Below are 18591 nucleotides of genomic sequence, written 5' to 3'. Positions count from 1 at the left end.
CTGATAGGGAGACGGATTGATGGTTGGTTTTAGATATATGATGTTGATCGGGAGCGTTGCGTTCGCCGGCTGCGCACCGGTTGAGACCCTTGTATCTGCTCCTCAGGTCACTGCAGAAAAAAGCCCAGAGCGGGCCGCATCCCAGCCATTTGACTGGCGCAAACAAGTCCCGTCATGGTTTGCCGCTGTCGAGCCGTTTCGCGTCATTGGTTCTAAAGAAAAGGGTGTCTATTTCGTCGGCACCAAAGGGCTGGGCATGTATTTCATTCCGACCAAGGCCGGTCATATCGTCATCGATGGCGGTATGCCGGGGCAGGGCGCTTATGTGATCGAAGCCATCCGGAAACTGGGCTATGAACCCGCCGATGTCAAAATCCTGCTCAATAGCCATGCCCATCTCGATCATAGCGGCGGTCTTGCCGAGTTGAAGGAACGGACCGGAGCAAAATTATTCGCACATGAGGGGGACCGTTCGGCCTTGGAAGGCGGTTTCTATCTCGGGTCGGAAGAGAAAGCCGATATGAATGCGCCACCGGTCAAAGTTGATCGCATCATTGCCGATGGAGAGAAAGTGACTCTTGGCCATGTGACGCTGACAGCGCATTGGACGCCGGGTCATTCAAGGGGTTGCACCTCGTGGACAACCGATGTCGTGCAAGGCGGCAAAAGCTATCAGACGCTGTTCTTCTGCTCAGCTTCGGTCGCGGCCAACCGGCTGGTTGGGCCTGCAGGACAAAGTGGCGCGCAATATGAAGGCATTGTCGATGATTATCGGAAGACCTTCGCGGTGACCAGGGACTGGAGGCCGGATATTTTCCTGTCCAATCACCCCCAGTTTTTCGACATGGCAACCAAGCAGGAGAAACTGGTTGCAGGTGACCCGCTAGCTTTTGTCGATCGGGAAATTTTCCGGTCTTTCATCGCGAAAACCGAAGCCGCATTCGAGGCTGGGTTGGTTTCGCAAAAACTAAAATATAACGCGATCATGAGCGAATAGGAGGCCTTGATGGGAGCAGCAAAAGCGCTGGCAGAGACATTCTGGGACATTCAGATGAACGGCAGTCATGCGGAGCTCCTGCCTCTGTTTGCCGAAGATGCAGTGTTCGAAGACCCCGCTATCGGCCGTGTGGAAGGCAAGCCCGCTATCGCAAAATTGCTCGCCCATCTGGACAAGCTATTTGCTGACAATCCCCCGCAATTTGAAGTCAGGGAGATTGCCGGCGGTGAAACGGTCGCCTGGTCGCGCTGGGTCTGGAAACGCCCGCAGAATGACGTCGAAGGCGTGGGGCTATATGAGGTGAAGCATGAGTTGTTCACGTCCTATCGTGACATATTTGAAGTGCCCGAGGGGATTTGAGTGATGCAAGCCAAGCAAGTGATCGAGACATTTTGGGAGATTCAGAATGACAATGACTATAGCAAACTGATCCCGCTTTTTGCTGACAACGCGGTTTTCGAGGACCCTGCCATCGGCCGGGTCGAGGGCATCGAAGCCATTTCTGCCTTGCTCCATCAGTTGACCAAAGAACTGGCCGAGAAGAAAATGCACTTTGAAGTGCTCGAAATAGCCGGTGATGAATCGGTCGCTTGGTCACGTTGGGTCTGGAAAAGACCCGATGGGGATGTCGAGGGGGTCGGCCTTTATAAGGTAACGGACGGAAAACTGACCTCCTACCGCGACTGCTACGCGGTACCGGAAAGTTGAGTCTGTCGGAAAACCAAAGCGCATAGTGCCAAGATTTGCTGTTTTGAAGATAGAGCAATGATTGGTCGACAGGGCCGTCATTGAGTTGTTCATGTGATGCTGTTGTGCGATCAGCAAATTTTGCACGCGGTGGCGACCTCTGGAATATAAGTGCCGCCAGCAGGTGGCTTAACAGGGGCCTCTTCCGCTGTAGGTTCTCCAGGAAATGACGGCGCTGCGGCCGCAATTTATTCTGCGCTTGGCTCGCTCAATTTGTAAGCTCCTGCTAATTTTTCCCGTGCTTGTGTTCGATCAATATTGGTTGGACAATAGTTCACCCGCCAATCACAAAGGGATCATCTTCAGCATTACTCGTGCTGCTTCGCAACCAGGTTAACGGTACTATAGCGGAAAAGGTGAGGGTAATTGGTATTCATAAAAATGGTTACTGGTATGGATATAAATTGACAATCATACGGGAAATTGCCAGCTTCAACCATCTAGTGAGCCGCATTTACTGGCAGTACTGTGCCAATTGAGTGGTTGGTTATGGGATGACATTGGTCACGCTGGCCGTTACAGCAAGGCTGCTAATAAGGATTTGTGCAATATGGCTGAGCAGAGACTTTTTCACCGCGTTGCCGAGAAAATCGGATTGCTGATTGACGAAGGTGTATTTCCGCCAGGAACGCGTCTACCTGGCGAACGTGAATTGGCCGAGCGTTTTGAAGTCAGCCGTGTCACTATTCGCGAGGCCGAAATTGCGTTACAAGCTGTTGGGCGTATCGAGATCAAAACTGGTTCTGGCGTCTATGTGTGTGAAGATCAGTCTCTGCAGCCTGGCAAGCTTCCTGCAGTAAGTGCTTTTGAGGTAACAGAGGCCCGATCGCTGATCGAAGCGGAGGCCGCAGCACTTGCCGCTAAAATTATTTCTGATGAAAGCCTGAAGAAACTAGAGGGTTTGATTCGTACCATGGGCAATAGCGATGAAGAAACATCGCTAGCTGCGGATCGAGAGTTTCATGCTACAATAGCAGAATGTTCCGGCAATGGTGCGATGGTCCATTCGATTGAATCGCTGTGGCGTATGCGGGAAGAGCTTCCCGCAGTGAAGCATAGCTATGACGCGGTCTGCGAAGCAGATGCCGAGGCCCGGGCCAAGGAACACAAGGACATATTAGATGCCCTAAAAGCGCGCAATCCGGCCTCTGCCCGCCGCGCAATGCGCGAGCATTTCTTGCGCCTGATTGGCACCATGCTGGATGCTACCGAACAGGAAGCACTGAAGGAAGTTCAACAGCGTGCGATTGAAAGCCGGGAACGCTTTCTTGACGTTGCCCGCATGGGCTGAAGAGGGTTTTTATCCTCTAAACCAATGTGCCGAAAATTTTGTGCGTGCCAAACGCAGTGTGGCGCACACGTGCTTTGGGTCTCTGACATGTTACCCAAATGTTACACTCTGGACCATTTCGAGCAGCCTATTTGGCCCGACGGAAACTATTAGAATTGATAAGCCGTTCTAAATCAGCTCTTTTTTAAGGTATGAATAATTGGTATGACAGAAAATATATAATAGGTGTGCGTTAATGGTTGACACGAATGCCCTGCCAAGTCAGATATCGTGAAAATAACAAAACCACAGGGGGAGGATTCGATGAATCAGGCCGAGATTTCAAAGCACAAAAAGTTTTCACGCATTAATTTTTCAAAAGCACTTATGGCGGGTACAGCCATGGCAATGGTCGCTTCGCCAGCATATGCGCAAAATGAGCAATTAGATAACGCCGCGGAGTCTGATGAAAACGTTATTATCGTTTCCGGTATTCGAAGTTCTTTGGCCAGTGCGCTTAACGAAAAGCGTGAGGCAGATAGCCTTATCGAAGTCATTAAGGCTGAGGATATTGGTAAGCTGCCCGATCAAAACCTTGCAGAGGTTCTCGAAAATATTACCGGTGTTCTGATCACACGCCAAAACGGCGTTGGAACCGGCGTTCAGATCCGGGGTACAGGTAGTAACCGCCTCGAAGTTAATGGTGTATCAACCGTCGGCGCGGGTAACGGACGCGTCGGTATTAACTTTGAAGATTTAAATCCATCTATCATCGCGGGTGTCGAAGTTACCAAGGCGCCTGAAGCGAGCACGATCGAAGGTTCCGTTGGCGGTACGATTAACCTCAGAACCATTCGTCCGCTTGATCTGTCTGAAACTCTCCTCAGTGTCCGCGGGCAAATGGAAGATAGTAGTCTTTCATCGGGCGGTCTAAACCCAAGGGTTTCAGGCGCGTTTGGTAAAACATGGGAAAGTTCCTCTGGAGCAGAATTTGGGTTTGTTTTGAGTGGTAGTTACACCAAGTCAAACAACACCGCTTTCCGTCCACGTCTTGATCGTGATAATCTGACGGACTGTTCGGGTGCCACTCCGCCGACCTCATGCCCGGCTGGAGCGCCAGGATTCCTCGGGGTTCAGTTCTTGAACCAGGTTCAAGAGGACCAGAATTATGAAACAATCAACGTAGCGGCATCGTTTGAAGCTAAGCCGACCGATAATCTGAGACTTTATGCTGACTATATTTATACAGACCAGACGCGAAATTTGGCAGGTTCACGAGTTCAGTTTTCTAACGTTAGCCGGTTGAATGGTGGAAGCGATAGAACCAACGGCGGCAATATTAACTTCACGGACTTTGCGACGTTCGATTTGGGCCTCGACGCCACGGGTCAAAATCTTGGCAGCATTCAAGCCGTCACGGCAGGTACTTTTACGCCGCAACAGAGAGCGGATTTTGCTACCGACGATGACTTTAGAAACGCGCGCGGTGCGCCATTCCTTCGGGTGGCCAGTGACAATGGTTCACGCGAAACTCAAAGCGATGTATTTAGAGCCGGGCTTGACTGGCAGCATGATCGACTGAGCATAGCTGCTGAAGTCTCCAGAGTATCATCAGAAACGGTCAATCCAAACCTCGCTACAACTCTTAACTTTATCAATCCGAACTCGGATATTGCCCCGAACAATACTGCTGGTACCAGTTTCCGGGACGAAAATGGTATTCCGGTCATATTTGACTTCACGAATGGCATTTCCTTCGGCATCAATTTCGCCGACCCATTTGCGCCAACAACTGCTCAGTTGCTGGATGGAAGCAACTATGTGTTTGACGGTACTCCTACATATTCCGCCAATATACAGGAAAATGAGGAACTGGCATTTCGCTTTGATACCTCTTACGATTTCACTGACTCGGTAGGCTTTATTAAGTCAATCGATGCTGGCTATCGTTATAGTCGTCGCGAGACTCTTAGAGACAATAGGCAGGCGTCTGCTAGCGGTTCCGGCACATTGGGTAACAGTTTGAATGCGGGTGGTATCGCAAGTCTCCTCACGCCGATTCCTGATAATTTTGGGGATGGCACGGGCAGCGATTTGTTTGTCTCGGGTGTATTGCAAGTAGATCCTGGCATTGTCGGTAATCCGGAAGAGGCAGTAGCGGCGATCAATGCGGCCGCTGCGGCTCAAGGTCTCGGACCGATCTTCACCTCAGGGCTAAACTCGCTTCCAAATGCGTTCTTTGATATTACGGAAGAGACGCATGCTCTGTACGGTCAGATTAATTTTGGAACTGAAGATGATAGGTTCCGCGGAAATGCCGGTGTGCGCTGGGTTAAAACCTCGATAGCGGAAACCGCCAACGTGTTGAGTACTGGTACTCCATTCCTGAACACGAATGAAAGCAGCTACGATCACTTCTTGCCGCGCGTGAACCTCGCCTTTGATGTGACTGATGACATTGTCCTGCGGGCGTCTTTTTCTCAGGAAATCAATCGACCTAGCTTCACGAACATATCATCTGCGATATCACTCCCGAATTCACGAGGCGTCAACAGTAACGCAGTCGCTGGTGACCCCAATGTGAGACCGGAAGAGATTACCTCTTATGATTTCTCGGCAAGCTGGTATTTTGCACCTGAAGCGGTCTTTAGCGTCGGCTATTTCCGCAAAGAGCGCGACGGGCTATTTGGAGTTGTCGTTGATGAGCCGGGTAATGCGGGTGCTCCAGGCGTTATTGCGCCTAACACACGCGACACTGTTGGTCCGGTATGTGAAGGCGGCGGGACTTTCTCTCCAGGTACGGAAGCAGGTATCTTCGGTAACGGCGAGACAGGTGTCTGTGTTGGACTTCAAACCCCGTTCAACTCGAATGGGACAACCACTCAACAAGGTATTGAAGTCGCTTTCCAATATAATTTGAGTGATTGGGAAGATAGGCTCGGCAGCTTCGGATTTCTCTCCGGTCTTGGTTTTGTGGCCAATTACACATACCAAACGGAAAGCAACGATACTGGTTTTACCGACATTTCTGGCGGCCGGGCTCAGGCAATCTTTGCACAACAAGGTTTTGATCCTGCCGTAAATCCTGTGCAGCGTGAAACCGCTACTTTGCTGAACCTGTCCAAGCACGCTTATAACCTGACAGCATTCTATGAGAAATACGGTATATCGGCGCGGGTACGTTACACGTGGCGTGACACGTTTAGAACGAACGATCTGCCTGGCACCGGTAACGTGTTTGAGCCGCTTGGCTTCCGTGGTGCTGTTGAACCTAGAGGGCAGCTAAACGCTAGCGTAAACTATGCAGTCACCGACCAGTTAAACATTGGTGTGGAGGCAACTAACATAACCAAGTCTAGCCAGAATATCTCTTGCGTGAATGATGGTGCATTGTTGTGCTACGAAGGCATCACCGATCGCAGAGTTCAGTTTGGTTTTAGCTTCACTTACTAGGCGAGACGGAATCGTTTAAAATCTTGAGCCGCAAGCTTTTGACCCTAACCTCCGGCACAGAGATGAAGGTCAAAGCGGCTCAGGCAAGTTTGAACGACAAGCTAATACTTTGCAGTTTGTCGGTTCGAGCAAGGGATTGGCGCGGTGGGAGCTTGAACCTGCCGCGCCGATCTTGCTTAAGTTAAGCGTCGATTGGATTGCGGACAAATTGGTATGTCAATTTGGTAGTACCAATTGGTTGACTCAATTTGAATAGATTGATAGCCGATAGAAAGACAACAAGAGGATCTTTGGGGATGATGTTCAGGCTTAGCCTGGTTTTGCTGACTAGTGTGGTTGCCTCAGCTCCCGCCTATGCAGAAGTTTATCTGGTTAAAGATCAGAAAAACTATGTCGCCACCGAGAAGCTCTTGAAAGCTGGCGATACGATCGTCCTGGCGAACGGCGTATGGAAAGATTTTGAAATTAAATTTTCCGGTCAAGGCACCAAGGAAAAACCAATCACTCTGCGCCCACAAGAGGTCGGTAAGGTGATTCTGTCCGGCCAGTCCAATCTCCGCATTGGTGGCAAACATATGTTGGTAACCGGGCTGGTGTTCAAGAACGGCTACAGTCCGACCGGTGAAGTTATTTCCTTCCGCCGATCAAAAGACAATCTGGCTCATCACAGCCGCGTCACGCAGGTCGTAATCGACAGTTTCAGCAAACCCGACCGCTATGAAAGCGACTATTGGGTTGGCATGTATGGCAAGCACAACCGTTTTGATCACAGTCACCTCGAGGGCAAGACCAACAAGGGTGTGACTTTTGCCGTGCGACTTAACTCTTCCGAGAGTCAGGAAAACTTCCACCGCATCGATCATAATTATTTCGGGCCGCGTCCGGTGTTGGGATCGAATGGCGGAGAAACCTTACGCATAGGCACCAGCCACTATTCGATGTTCAATTCAAACACGACAGTGGAAAATAACTATTTCGACCGCTGTGATGGTGAAGTCGAAATCATCTCTTCCAAGTCGGGCAGCAATGTCTTCCGTGGTAATTTTTTCGACCGGTCGCGCGGGGCGCTGGTGTTCCGTCATGGTGACGGAACTTTGGTCGAGAATAATGTTTTCATGGGCGGAGGAAAAGCGCACACTGGCGGCATCCGGGTGATCAACCGCAACCAGACCATTCGCAATAACTATATGGAAGGTCTCCGCGGAACAGGTTTCGCCAGCGCGCTGACGGTCATGAACGGCGTACCCAATTCTCCGGTCAATCGATATGTGCAGGTCGACAACGCCGTGATCGAGAATAACACTGTGGTCGATAGTAGCCGCATCACTCTTAATGCCGGTGCAGATACCGAGCGATCCGCGGCGCCGATCAACAGCCGTATTGCCGGAAACTTGCTAGGCGGCACGGGCAAAGGTGAATTCATCATGGTGCAGGATGATATCAGCGGCATCAAGTTATCAGACAATCTGCTTTTCAATGATTCGGCCCAGCAGGAAATTGCTGGCGTCGCGAAAGCGTCGGTCGAGATGGAGCGGGCAGAAAACGGTTTGCTCTATCCCGTAGGCCTGACAGCGGGGGTGTCCCGCAGCATCAAGCCTCTAACCCGCGATCAAGTGGGTGTTGACTGGTATCCCAAGCCAGCAAACGGCGAGCGGTTCGACACCGGCAAGGAAATTCCAGTCCCACCCGGTGAAGACACGTTGATTGATGCTTTCGCGACGGCCGCCGAAGGTGACCAACTTGTTCTAGGTGCTGGCGAATATCTCGTGAACAAAACGCTGCCTCTTGACCGTGCAATTACGATTAGAGGGACTAAGGATGGCAGCACCAAGCTTCTATTCGCGAGACCTTCATTGGTGGAAATCCGTGAGGGCGGCAGTATCAAGCTGGCCAATATTCATATCGATGGCGCAGCAGCCCCTGATTCCGTGGGCAACGCAATGATCCGAACCACTATATATCCGATCCAAGCAAATTTCATGATCAAGATGGTGGGCGTGTCGGTCACCAACCTGAATGTGAACCGATCCTTTGATGTTATCAAACTGGGTAAAAGTTCGATGGCGGATCGCATTAAAATCAAAGATAGCAATTTCAGCAATATTTCTGGCTCGATCTTGCTGGCAGCAGCAGAAACAGAAGATTACGGCCAATATAATGTCGAATATCTCGATGTTTCAAACTCGAGCTTTAAGGACATTGGTGCGGAACTGTTCAATGTCTATCGCGGTGGGCGGGATGAAAGTACATTCGGGCCGCATTTTTCCGTGACCAATTCGAACTTCATGAATGTCGGTCGCAGCAAAAACAACACAACTGGCTCCTCTATGGTTCTTCACGGCGTTCAGCATGCCGATATCAGCAACAATAATTTTCTGGACGCCGCGCCGATAAAAGTTGTGCACACCGTAGGTCGTCCGCAAACGCACATATCAAGTAACAAGGCAAAGAATATGCCGATGCCGGTTCTTGAAGAGATGAATTATGAAGGCGCGCATCGCGCTGTGGTTTCCGACAATAAGTTTGAAGGTGTAGCAAAGCCATGAGGGTTAAGCTCCTAGCGGTCGCACTTTGCGGAATTGCATCTTCTGTCGCCGTGGCTGGGCCAGTTCAGTCCTCCCAGACTGGGTCTTCCACGGCGGCACAGCAATATGCTCCATTGTTCCAGAGCGAAATTGATCGCTCGCGGGCGTTTGTTGACGAAATGATGATAGATGGCGTCGTGGTCCCGTTCCCCAAAGATCCGGGTGGTGGCTATACTCACGAGCAGCATAAGCAAAATTTCAAGATTATTTACCAGGGCGGCCAGCTTTACAAGCTCACCGGTGAACAGAAATATGCCGATTATGTGCGTGATATTTTGCTCGCATATGCGAAGCTCTATCCGACACTGGGCGAACATCCGGCGCGGAAAAACACCCAAGGGTCAGGCCGGCTTTTCTGGCAGGTGCTGAACGATGCCATGTGGATGGTGGACAGCATTCAAGGCTATGAAGCCATTCGCGATACGCTTTCAGAGACTGATCGCAAAAATATCGATGATAACCTCTTCCGCAAGGCGGCGGCCTTCCTGTCTACCGGATCGGCAGTGACATTCAGCAAGATACATAATCATGCCACATGGGCAACGGCCGGCGTCGGGATGACAGGCTATGTTCTCGGTGACAAGGAACTGGTGGACATAGCCTTGTTGGGGCTAGACAAATCAGGCGAGAGCGGATTTTTGCGTCAGAGCGAACTGCTCTTTTCGCCGGATGGTTATTATACCGAAGGCCCTTATTATCAACGCTTTGCGCTTAAGCCATTCATTGTTTTCGCTGGGGCGATCGAAAGAAATGATCCGGCACGCAAGATTTTCGAACATCGCGACGGGATATTGCTGAAGGCGCTGACGACCACGGTTCAGTTGACTTATGAGGGGCGCTTCTTCCCGTTCAATGACGCTATTCGGGATAAGAGTTTGAAGACCGATGAACTGTTTCATGGTGTTGCAGTGGCGTATAGTAAGACGCGCGAGCCCGGGTTGCTGAGCATTGCAGACTGGCAAGGGCGTACAGTCCTGACTGATGCAGGCATGTTGCTTGCGAGTGATCTGGCGGCGGGCAAGGCCAAGCCCTTTCCATTCAAATCCATGCTGCTTTCTGATGGGCCTGAAGGCAAACAGGGGGCGGTCGCGATCATGCGCAAGGGCGATGGCATGACGGGGCAGGCGCTGGTTGCAAAAAATAGTTCGCAGGGCATGGGGCACGGCCATTTCGATAAAATGAGCTGGCAATATTATGACAATGGTTATGAGATTGTCAGCGACTATGGCGCGGCGCGTTTTCTAAACATCGAAGCCAAATTTGGTGGGCGCTATTTGCCTGAAAATGAAAGCTGGGCGAAGCAGAGTGTCGCTCATAACTCACTGGTTGTAGACGAGAAAAGTCATTTTTATGGTGACGTGAAAGCCGCCAGCAAGCTAGCGCCGGAGCAACTTTATTTCTCGGACAAAATGGGCAGTCAGATCAGTACGGCGAAGATGACAGGTGCTTATCCCGGAGTTGAATTCACTCGCACATTGGCTTTGCTGGATGTCGAAGGTCTCGGTCAGCCGCTGGTTGCGGATGTTATGCGTGTGGAAGCAGAAGGTGATCATCAATATGACCTGCCGCTCCACTATAACGGCCATATTATGCGAGTTGGGTTTGATGTTGCATCCAATGTCGAGGGCCGCCCGATTCTGGGTGAAGGTCACGGCTATCAGCATATCTGGGTCGATGCGCTGGGCAAGCCTTCCAGTGCTGAGAATGCCTTTGTCACATGGATCAAGGATGATCGCTTCTATACATCGCGCTGGGCGCCTCAGGCTGGCAGCGAGACCATTCTTGCGGAGAGCGGTGCCAATGACCCGAAGTTCAATCTGCGTCGGGAACAGATGGTTATCCAGCGGGTTGCGAATGGCAAAGATACCGTATTTGCTGGAGTTCTGGAGGCCCATGGGCGCTATGATGGTGCTGCTGAACGCACGACGGATAGCGATAGCCAGATCAAGACCATTCAGCATGTTCGTGATGGTGAAGCAGATTTGCTGCTGATCGAAACGCTGGCCGGAGCGAAATCGGTGCTCGCGATTTCCTATGATCAGGACAAAGCCAAGAAGCATAGCGCGACGATCAACGGTAAGAACATCAAATGGACAGGTTTCGCAGATCATATCCGTTTGGGCGGAGGCGCCAAATGAACGACACAAGAACACAGGCGCGCCAAAGCGATACGTTTGTTCACGCATCAGATGCGCCAATCGAAGATCTGGAGCCCGGCATCAAGCGACAGATATTGACCTATGGTTCTGACTTGATGCTCTGCCGATTGTGGTTTGATTCCGGCGTAGCTGGCACTGTTCACCAACATCCTCACAGCCAGATCAGCTATATCGAATCCGGCCGTTTTCGCGCCATGATGGGCGGCAAGGAACGGGAACTGGTTGCCGGTGACAGTGTCGCAATCACGCCAGACACCGATCACGGGATTACATGCATAGAGGCAGGTTCACTGCTCGATATATTCAATCCCGTGCGCGAAGATTTTCTCGAAGGGGGGAGCTATAATGCCGAAGGGTAAGTTACGTTTCTGGATCGTCGGACTGGTCGCGCTTGCGACTATCATCAACTATATCGACCGCGGTGCGCTGGCTGTTCTTTGGCCGGAAATTTCGGAAGAACTGGGCCTGACCAAGGTCGAATATGCGATCATCATCAACGTATTCACATTTGCATATGCATTCGGCCAGACTCTGTTTGGCAAGATTTTCGACTGGATCGGTGTACGGCTAGGCTTTGTACTCGCAATTGCAGCCTGGTCACTTGCCACAATAGCGCATGCCGCTGCTACCAGCCTCACAACCTTCGCGATTTTTCGCGGCCTTCTTGGCGTATCGGAAGCAGGCAACTGGCCGGGCGCGACCAAGGCCAATGCCGAATGGTTCCCGATCGACGAACGTGCCTTTGCACAGGGCATCTTTAACTCGGGGGCAGCGATCGGCGGTATTGTATCCGCTCCGATAGTAGGCCTTCTCTTCGTTTTTCTTGGATCCTGGCAGGCCACCTTCATCGCCATAGGTGTGTTGGGACTATTGTGGCTGGTGCCCTGGCTGATCGTCTACAAAAGCGGCCCCGATGCCCACCCATGGATCACCGAGGAAGAACGTCAGTTCATCCTCACTGGCCAACGTAACGGGGAGGCGGGCGAGGTTGCCGACTATGCGCCGGGCACAGGGGAGATTCTCACCCGCAAGGAAAGCTGGGGAGTGATCATGGCATCCTTCTTCCTTGATCCCATCTGGTGGCTGTTTGTCGGCTGGCTTCCGCTATACCTTTATGAGACTTATGGTTTCGGTGTAGAAGAGATCGCGACCTATGCGGCGGTACCTTATATCGGCGCGATGTTCGGCGCATGGTTTGGTGGACTGCTCGCACAAAATCGTATCAAGGCTGGTTGGACCGTCAACAAGACACGAAAATCTGTCATAGCACTCGGCGGTCTCATCATGCTGGTCTCGCTTCTCGCGACCACTGTTGCCGCAACGCCATTGGTTGCGGTCCTGCTGATGGCGGTGATCCTTTTTGGCTTCCAGACAGCGGTCGGAAACATCCAGACGCTGCCAAGTGATTTCTACAGCGGAAAATCGGTTGGTACGCTTGCAGGCTATGCAGGAACTGCGGCCAAACTGGCCGTGGTTCTGCTCAACTTCCTGATCCCGATCATCACAGCGGACGGCAATTACGCTCCGGCCTTTGCTGTCGGTGCTGGTCTGGCGATCATGACGGTGGTTTCGATCTTTATACTCTGCCCGAGCATCAAGCCGCTCCAACCGAAAACCGAAACTGCAACCGCATAATATTTTCATCATATTTATAGACAGGGGAAAACATGACTAAATTGAAAGACAAGGTAGCAATCGTGACCGGCGGTAGCCGCGATATTGGCCGCGCGGTTTCAGAGAAGCTTGCCAGGGAAGGCGCCAAGGTTGTGGTGAACTATTGCAACAATGAAGAAGCTGCAAATGAAACTCTGTCCGCGATCGAAGCGGCTGGTGGGACGGCCATCTCATATAAAGGCGACATGATGAAGCCGGAAGATGTTGATGGTATGGTCGCAGCTGCCCAGGCTGCCTTTGGTGACGGAATTGATATATTGGTCAACGTCACTGGCGGGCTGGTTGAGCGCAAAGGGCTCGATGAAATGGACATGGAGTTTTTCGAACACGTCATGCGCCTTAACGTCACATCTACCTTTCTAGCCACCAAAGCAGTGGTTCCGCATATGAAAGAAGGTGGATCGATCGTGAACTTTGCTTCCCTGGCAGGCCGTGATGGTGGCGGACCCGGTGCGGCTGCTTATGCGACTTCGAAAGGGGCTGTAATGACTTTCACGCGGGCTATGGCCAAGGACCTCGGACCAAAGGGCATCCGCTGTAACTCGCTCTGCCCCGGTATGATCGCGACATCTTTCCATGACACGTTCACTGCTGATGCCGTGCGTGAGAATGTTGCCAATTCTACGCCGCTGCGCCGTCAGGGCCTTGCAGAAGAGACAGCCGATGCAACAGCTTACCTGGCGTCAGATGAAGCATCCTTCATCACCGGCACCAATATTGATATCAATGGTGGCCTATTCTTCTCCTGATCGAAGGACGATGGTGAAAAGAAGATGAGCATAGAACAAGACCTTGAAGCCCGGCTGGCCGCCGCGCCAGTCGTGCCGCTTATCGGCGCGAGCGATACGGATGTTGCAGTGGAAACGGCGAACGCGCTTGGTGCGGGTGGCCTCAGTATCATAGAAGTTGTGCTTCGGACTGATGAAGCCGTTGATTGTATGGAAGCTATCGTCAAGCAAACATCGGGCCTCATTGTCGGTGCTGGAACGGTGTTGACAGTCGATCAGGCGGAAGAAGTCGTCGCCCGGGGGGCGCAATTTATTGTCTGCCCGGGTCTGGTTGATGAAGTAGCAGAATTTTGCCTGAACCAATGTGTGCCGCTTTATGCGGGAACCATGACTGCTGGTGAAGTGCAACGTGCTTATGCCCTCGGGCTTCGGACGGTCAAATTCTTCCCTGCCTCGCTGGCAGGCGGTGTGCCGATGCTCAAAGCATTGTCTTCGGTATTCCGTGAAATGCGCTTCATGCCAACCGGCGGCGTTTCGGCATCTAATCTGGATGAGTTTCTGGCCCTACCGTCGGTAATCGCATGCGGAGGCAGCTGGTTGACGCCCGCAGCCGCCATCGATGCGGGGGATTATGAGGCTATCACAAAGTTGGCGCGCGAAGCGGTAGAGATCGCCAGCGCCGTACGACCATAAGGAAGAAATCATGACAGAATTTTTGTCATTTGGAGAAATCATGCTGCGCCTGAAGACGCCCGGCCATGAACGGTTTTTCCAATCGCCGGAATTTGAAGCAACCTTTGGCGGCGGCGAAGCCAATGTCGCGGTTGCGCTTAGCAACTACGGCTTGAATTCGGGTTTTGTGACCGCGCTGCCGGACAATGATATCGGTCAGCACGCGATTAATGAAGTACGCCGCTTTGGTGTTGATACTTCGATGATCCGCCGCAGCGGCGACCGGGTGGGTATCTACTACCTGGAATCGGGCGCGAACCAACGACCGTCGAAAGTCGTCTATGACCGCGCAGCCTCTTCGATTTGCGAATGCGGACCCGGTGATTTTGATTGGGCAAAAATCTATGATGGTGCCAAGTGGCTGCACATCACGGGTATCACGCCGGCGCTGAGCCAGTCCGCCGCCGATCTGAGTCTTGAGTGCGTCAAGGAAGCCAAAAAAGCTGGTGTGACTGTATCATGTGACTTCAACTATCGGGGCAAGCTCTGGAAATATGGCAAGACGGCACCGGAAGTCATGACCGAACTGGTCAAGCATGTCGATGTCGGCATTGCGAATGAAGAGGATTGTCAGAAATCCCTTGGGATCAGCGTCGACGTTGATGTTGAAGCTGGCGAGCTCGACACAAAAAAATATGAGGCATTGTCTGAGAAGGTTCTCGAACTCTATCCCGACATGTCAACAATAGCGATCACCTTGCGCGAGAGCATGAGCGCCGACCGAAACGGCTGGTCCGCGTGTCTGCGCGAGCGCGGCGGCAATTTTAAACTGTCTCGGCGCTATGAAATTACCGATATCGTTGACCGTGTCGGCGGCGGCGACAGTTTCGCATCTGCGCTGATCTATGGCCTGAATGCTTATGATGACCGTCAGCAATCTTTGGAATTTGCTGTTGCAGGAAGTTGTCTGAAACATTCCATTCTGGGTGATTTTAACCGTGTTACCGTTCCGGAAGTAGAAAAACTGATGTCCGGCGACGGGTCTGGCCGGGTTCAAAGGTAAGGTGTAAATGTCGCTGACCAGCCTTCTTGTTACCATCGGAAGTTCGGCGGCTAAACCGCAAAAGCGGTGCCTTGCCATCGCCAACGATAATCTGTCCCGCGAGCAGGAGCTTTTTGAAATATGCGTCCAACGTGAGCTTGGCGAACCGATCACAGACAATAGCAAGAAAAACAAGTGATCAAAACAGCGCTCTCTTCTGGCCTCATCGATATAGGGACGGCGCTGTATGGCTGCATCACGATCGCAGGGTAGGTGGAAAACAGCATTAGCAGCATTCCTACCCGGAATTTTCCTGCTCGGATTCAATATCGGAACGGGCAGTGTCACCACCATGGCAACGGCTGGCGCAAATTATGGTATGGCGCTCCTATGGACGGTGCTGATATCATGCGTGGCAACTTATCTGATGATCGCCACCTATGGCCGTTACACATTGGTGACTGGTGAAACTGCGCTTGAGGCATTTCGCAAGCATATTCATCCAGCCGTTGGGATGTTCTTCATCATCGCGCTTGGCGTAGGCGTTTGTGGCAGTGTGATGGGCGTGATGGGTATCGTCGCCGAAATCAGCTATGAATGGTCGAAATCATTTGTAAAGGGCGGCATCGCTCCGATCTATTGCGCCGCGTTTTTCTGTGCAGTTGCTTACTTCATCTTCTGGAGCGGGCGTACGCAGATTTTCGAGAGAACCCTGGCCGTAATTGTCGCAATCATGGCCGGTTGCTTTGTCTTAAACTTCTTCATTCTGATGCCGCCCGTGGCAGACATGGCGGCGGGTCTAGTGCCCTCCCTGCCAGATGTGTCATCCAGCGAGACAGGACCGCTGTTGCTCATCGCGTCGATGGTCGGGACCACGATCTTTTCCGGTCTGTTCATCATCAGAACGACTCTAGTGAAAGAAGCAGGCTGGACAATCGAGCATGACAATCAGCAGCGACGCGATGCAGCCTTCGCCGCAATCATGATGTTCGTGATCAGCGCGTCAATCATGGCGGCGGCTGCCGGAAGTCTTTTTGTCGAGGGAATAGGGCTCGACCGTGCGTCGCAAATGATTGGCTTGCTCGAGCCACTTGCCGGACCGCTGGCTGTATCGATCTTTGCCATCGGCATAATCGCTGCGGGCGTGTCCTCGCAATTTCCCAACCTGCTGATGATCCCTTGGCTCTTGTGCGATTTTCGCGGCACACCACGCGATATGACTCTTTGGAAATATCGCATTTTCGTATTCTTGATCTCGCTGCTGGGTCTGGTTGTACCGTTGTTTGACGCGAGACCGGTCTTTGTCCTGATCCTGTCTCAGGCCTTTAATGTCGTGCTTCTGCCAGTGACCGTTGCCTGCATTATTTACCTTGGCAATCGAGCAGACTTGATGGGAGCACATCGCAACAGCTTGCTCACCAATGTCGGTCTGTCGGGGATATTCCTGTTTTCGCTCGTAACGGGCTATATGGGATATCAGGGCCTGACGGATATGCTGGCACGCTGATAAAGGAAGAAAAATGCGAGAGTCGTGGCGATGGTTTGGTCCGAATGACCCGGTGGGTTTGGCGGAAATACGCCAAACCGGTGCGACCGACATTGTCAGCGCGCTGCATGATATTCCGATTGGCGAACCCTGGCCCCGGGATGCCATCAAAGCCCATAAGGCTTTAATTGAAGAATATAATGAAGCAATGACGCCGCTGCACTGGACCGTCGTTGAAAGCATTCCTGTTCACGAAGATATTAAGCTGGCTGCGTTCGGACACGAAAAATATGTCGATAACTGGATTTTGACACTGAACAATTTGGCGGCTGAGGGTGTCAAAACAATCTGTTATAACTTCATGCCGGTCATCGACTGGACGCGCACCGACTTAAAATATCAGCTGCCGAACGGGGCTTTTGCACTGAGTTTTGATCAGGATAGGTTTGCGGCTTTCGACCTATTCATTCTGCGGCGAAAAAATGCGCAAGACGATTACACGCCGGACGAAGTAGATCGCGCCGAGCGTGTTTATCACACGATGTCGGAAGATGAGCAGAGCGAACTGACCCGTACAATCATTGCTGGCCTGCCGGGGAAAATGACCGACGCTTATTCGCTAAAGGATTTTCGCGCGGCGCTGGCGCGTTATGCCCATCTTGATCACGACGCGTTGCGGCAGAACCTGCTTGGGTTTTTAGCACGGGTCCTCCCGCACGCGGAAAAAGCGGGCGTAAAATTGGCCATTCATCCCGACGATCCGCCTTGGGACATGTTTGGTCTGCCGCGTGTCATCTGCACATCTGCCGATCTCGACAAGCTGTTTGGAGCGTTGCCCAGTCCCGCCAATGGTATCACCCTGTGCGTCGGAACCTATGGCAGCAGGCCCGATAACGACCTGCCGCAAATGGCGCTCGATTATGCAGAGCGCATTCATTTCGCACATCTTCGCGGTGTGACCCGTGACCCGCAGGAACAGCGTTCTTTTTACGAAGCCAGTCATCTGGATAGCGATATCGATATGATAAGGGTTATTCGACACCTTCTACAAAACGAGCGAAGATTGGATCGCGAAATTTTCATGCGTCCTGATCATGGGCATCTTATGATGAGCGACATCAAAGGTACCAACAATCCCGGCTATTCCGCGATCGGTCGAATGAAGGGACTTGCCGAGATCCGCGGAGTTGTTAGGACTTTGCTGGAATCCGCTAGAAGTTGATTTAGGTATCTCATGCGCTGGCGAAATTGTACCAGCGATTTGGAAGTTTCTAACAGCCTCTTTCGGAATAAAGCAGGCCCTTCTGGGACGTCCATTATTGGGGCGCAAAAGCTTACTCTATGGCGACACTATTGAGCACAAAGTTCATTGGTTAGTATTTCATCGCAGTCAATGACTCCGCTGCGACAGACGATAACAACCCAAGGCTAACGGGAAGCTGGGTTGCGAAAATTCTAGTTAAACCAATCGGCAACCATTCTAATTTCGAGAAATGACAATTTTTCCGTCGTGCAAATCTTGGGGGAAAATGGTGTCCGTTTTTCCGTCTGGCCATTTAACTTCAATCAGGGATACGGCTTGCGCCCGCCCCAATCCGAAATGTGCCTCAATCGGACTAAATGCCATGCAAACCCCTCAAACCTTTCACGGATTGACTGCATGTGTTGTGTGCCCCTTGCTGGACGGCACCAGAGACGCAGACGTGGCTCAAAGTGTCAAGAGACGACATTCAAAGCTGCTCAGTTCTTCGCATATGCGTTACGATCATAGCCATGGC

At 51.8% G+C, this 18591-nt stretch carries 15 protein-coding genes; all 15 read left to right on the top strand.

Annotated elements, in window-relative coordinates; genetic code table 11:
* Positions 1-19: 19 nt before the first annotated feature.
* Entirely contained in the window at positions 20-997 is a 978-nt protein-coding gene (gene bla / locus ABJV08_RS13675; RefSeq protein WP_348039703.1) for a subclass B3 metallo-beta-lactamase, read from the top strand.
* A gap of 9 nt (positions 998-1006) precedes the next feature.
* Positions 1007-1357: a nuclear transport factor 2 family protein gene (locus ABJV08_RS13670; protein WP_348039704.1), complete on the top strand. Its 351-nt coding sequence runs from the start codon at positions 1007-1009 to the stop codon at positions 1355-1357.
* A gap of 3 nt (positions 1358-1360) precedes the next feature.
* Positions 1361-1705, top strand: coding sequence for a nuclear transport factor 2 family protein (locus ABJV08_RS13665; protein WP_348039861.1), 345 nt, complete (start codon positions 1361-1363; stop codon positions 1703-1705).
* 589 nt (positions 1706-2294) lie between these two features.
* Complete coding sequence (locus ABJV08_RS13660; RefSeq protein ID WP_348039705.1) at positions 2295-3035, top strand: FCD domain-containing protein; 741 nt, start codon at positions 2295-2297, stop codon at positions 3033-3035.
* A 303-nt stretch (positions 3036-3338) separates the two neighbouring features.
* Positions 3339-6467: a TonB-dependent receptor gene (locus ABJV08_RS13655; RefSeq protein ID WP_348052460.1), complete on the top strand. Its 3129-nt coding sequence runs from the start codon at positions 3339-3341 to the stop codon at positions 6465-6467.
* Positions 6468-6766: 299 nt separating this feature from the next.
* A complete protein-coding gene (locus tag ABJV08_RS13650) occupies positions 6767-9013 on the top strand; it encodes a polysaccharide lyase 6 family protein (protein WP_348422308.1) in 2247 nt (748 codons plus the stop codon).
* Positions 9010-11190, top strand: a complete 2181-nt coding sequence (locus tag ABJV08_RS13645) for a heparinase II/III family protein (protein ID WP_348039708.1) — start codon at positions 9010-9012, stop codon at positions 11188-11190. Before ABJV08_RS13650 ends, ABJV08_RS13645 begins: the two co-directional genes overlap by 4 nt.
* On the top strand, positions 11187-11570 hold the full coding sequence (locus ABJV08_RS13640; RefSeq protein ID WP_348039709.1) for a cupin domain-containing protein: 384 nt from the start codon (positions 11187-11189) through the stop codon (positions 11568-11570). Before ABJV08_RS13645 ends, ABJV08_RS13640 begins: the two co-directional genes overlap by 4 nt.
* On the top strand, positions 11557-12846 hold the full coding sequence (locus tag ABJV08_RS13635; RefSeq protein ID WP_348039710.1) for an MFS transporter: 1290 nt from the start codon (positions 11557-11559) through the stop codon (positions 12844-12846). Before ABJV08_RS13640 ends, ABJV08_RS13635 begins: the two co-directional genes overlap by 14 nt.
* Positions 12847-12878: 32 nt before the next feature.
* Positions 12879-13634, top strand: a complete 756-nt coding sequence (locus ABJV08_RS13630) for a glucose 1-dehydrogenase (RefSeq protein ID WP_348039711.1) — start codon at positions 12879-12881, stop codon at positions 13632-13634.
* A gap of 24 nt (positions 13635-13658) precedes the next feature.
* Positions 13659-14306: a bifunctional 4-hydroxy-2-oxoglutarate aldolase/2-dehydro-3-deoxy-phosphogluconate aldolase gene (eda, locus tag ABJV08_RS13625; RefSeq protein ID WP_348039712.1), complete on the top strand. Its 648-nt coding sequence runs from the start codon at positions 13659-13661 to the stop codon at positions 14304-14306.
* 10 nt (positions 14307-14316) lie between these two features.
* Complete coding sequence (locus tag ABJV08_RS13620; RefSeq protein ID WP_348039713.1) at positions 14317-15348, top strand: sugar kinase; 1032 nt, start codon at positions 14317-14319, stop codon at positions 15346-15348.
* Between the two features lie 7 nt (positions 15349-15355).
* Positions 15356-15526: a hypothetical protein gene (locus tag ABJV08_RS13615; RefSeq protein WP_348039714.1), complete on the top strand. Its 171-nt coding sequence runs from the start codon at positions 15356-15358 to the stop codon at positions 15524-15526.
* A 48-nt stretch (positions 15527-15574) separates the two neighbouring features.
* Positions 15575-16834, top strand: a complete 1260-nt coding sequence (locus ABJV08_RS13610) for an Nramp family divalent metal transporter (protein WP_348039715.1) — start codon at positions 15575-15577, stop codon at positions 16832-16834.
* A 13-nt stretch (positions 16835-16847) separates the two neighbouring features.
* Positions 16848-18035, top strand: coding sequence for a mannonate dehydratase (gene uxuA, locus ABJV08_RS13605; protein WP_348039716.1), 1188 nt, complete (start codon positions 16848-16850; stop codon positions 18033-18035).
* The last annotated feature ends 556 nt before the right edge of the window (positions 18036-18591 follow it).

The sequence above is a fragment of the Parasphingorhabdus sp. genome (assembly GCF_039982395.1).
Lineage (GTDB): Bacteria > Pseudomonadota > Alphaproteobacteria > Sphingomonadales > Sphingomonadaceae > Parasphingorhabdus.
This window is presented reverse-complemented; position numbering and strand designations above follow the sequence as displayed.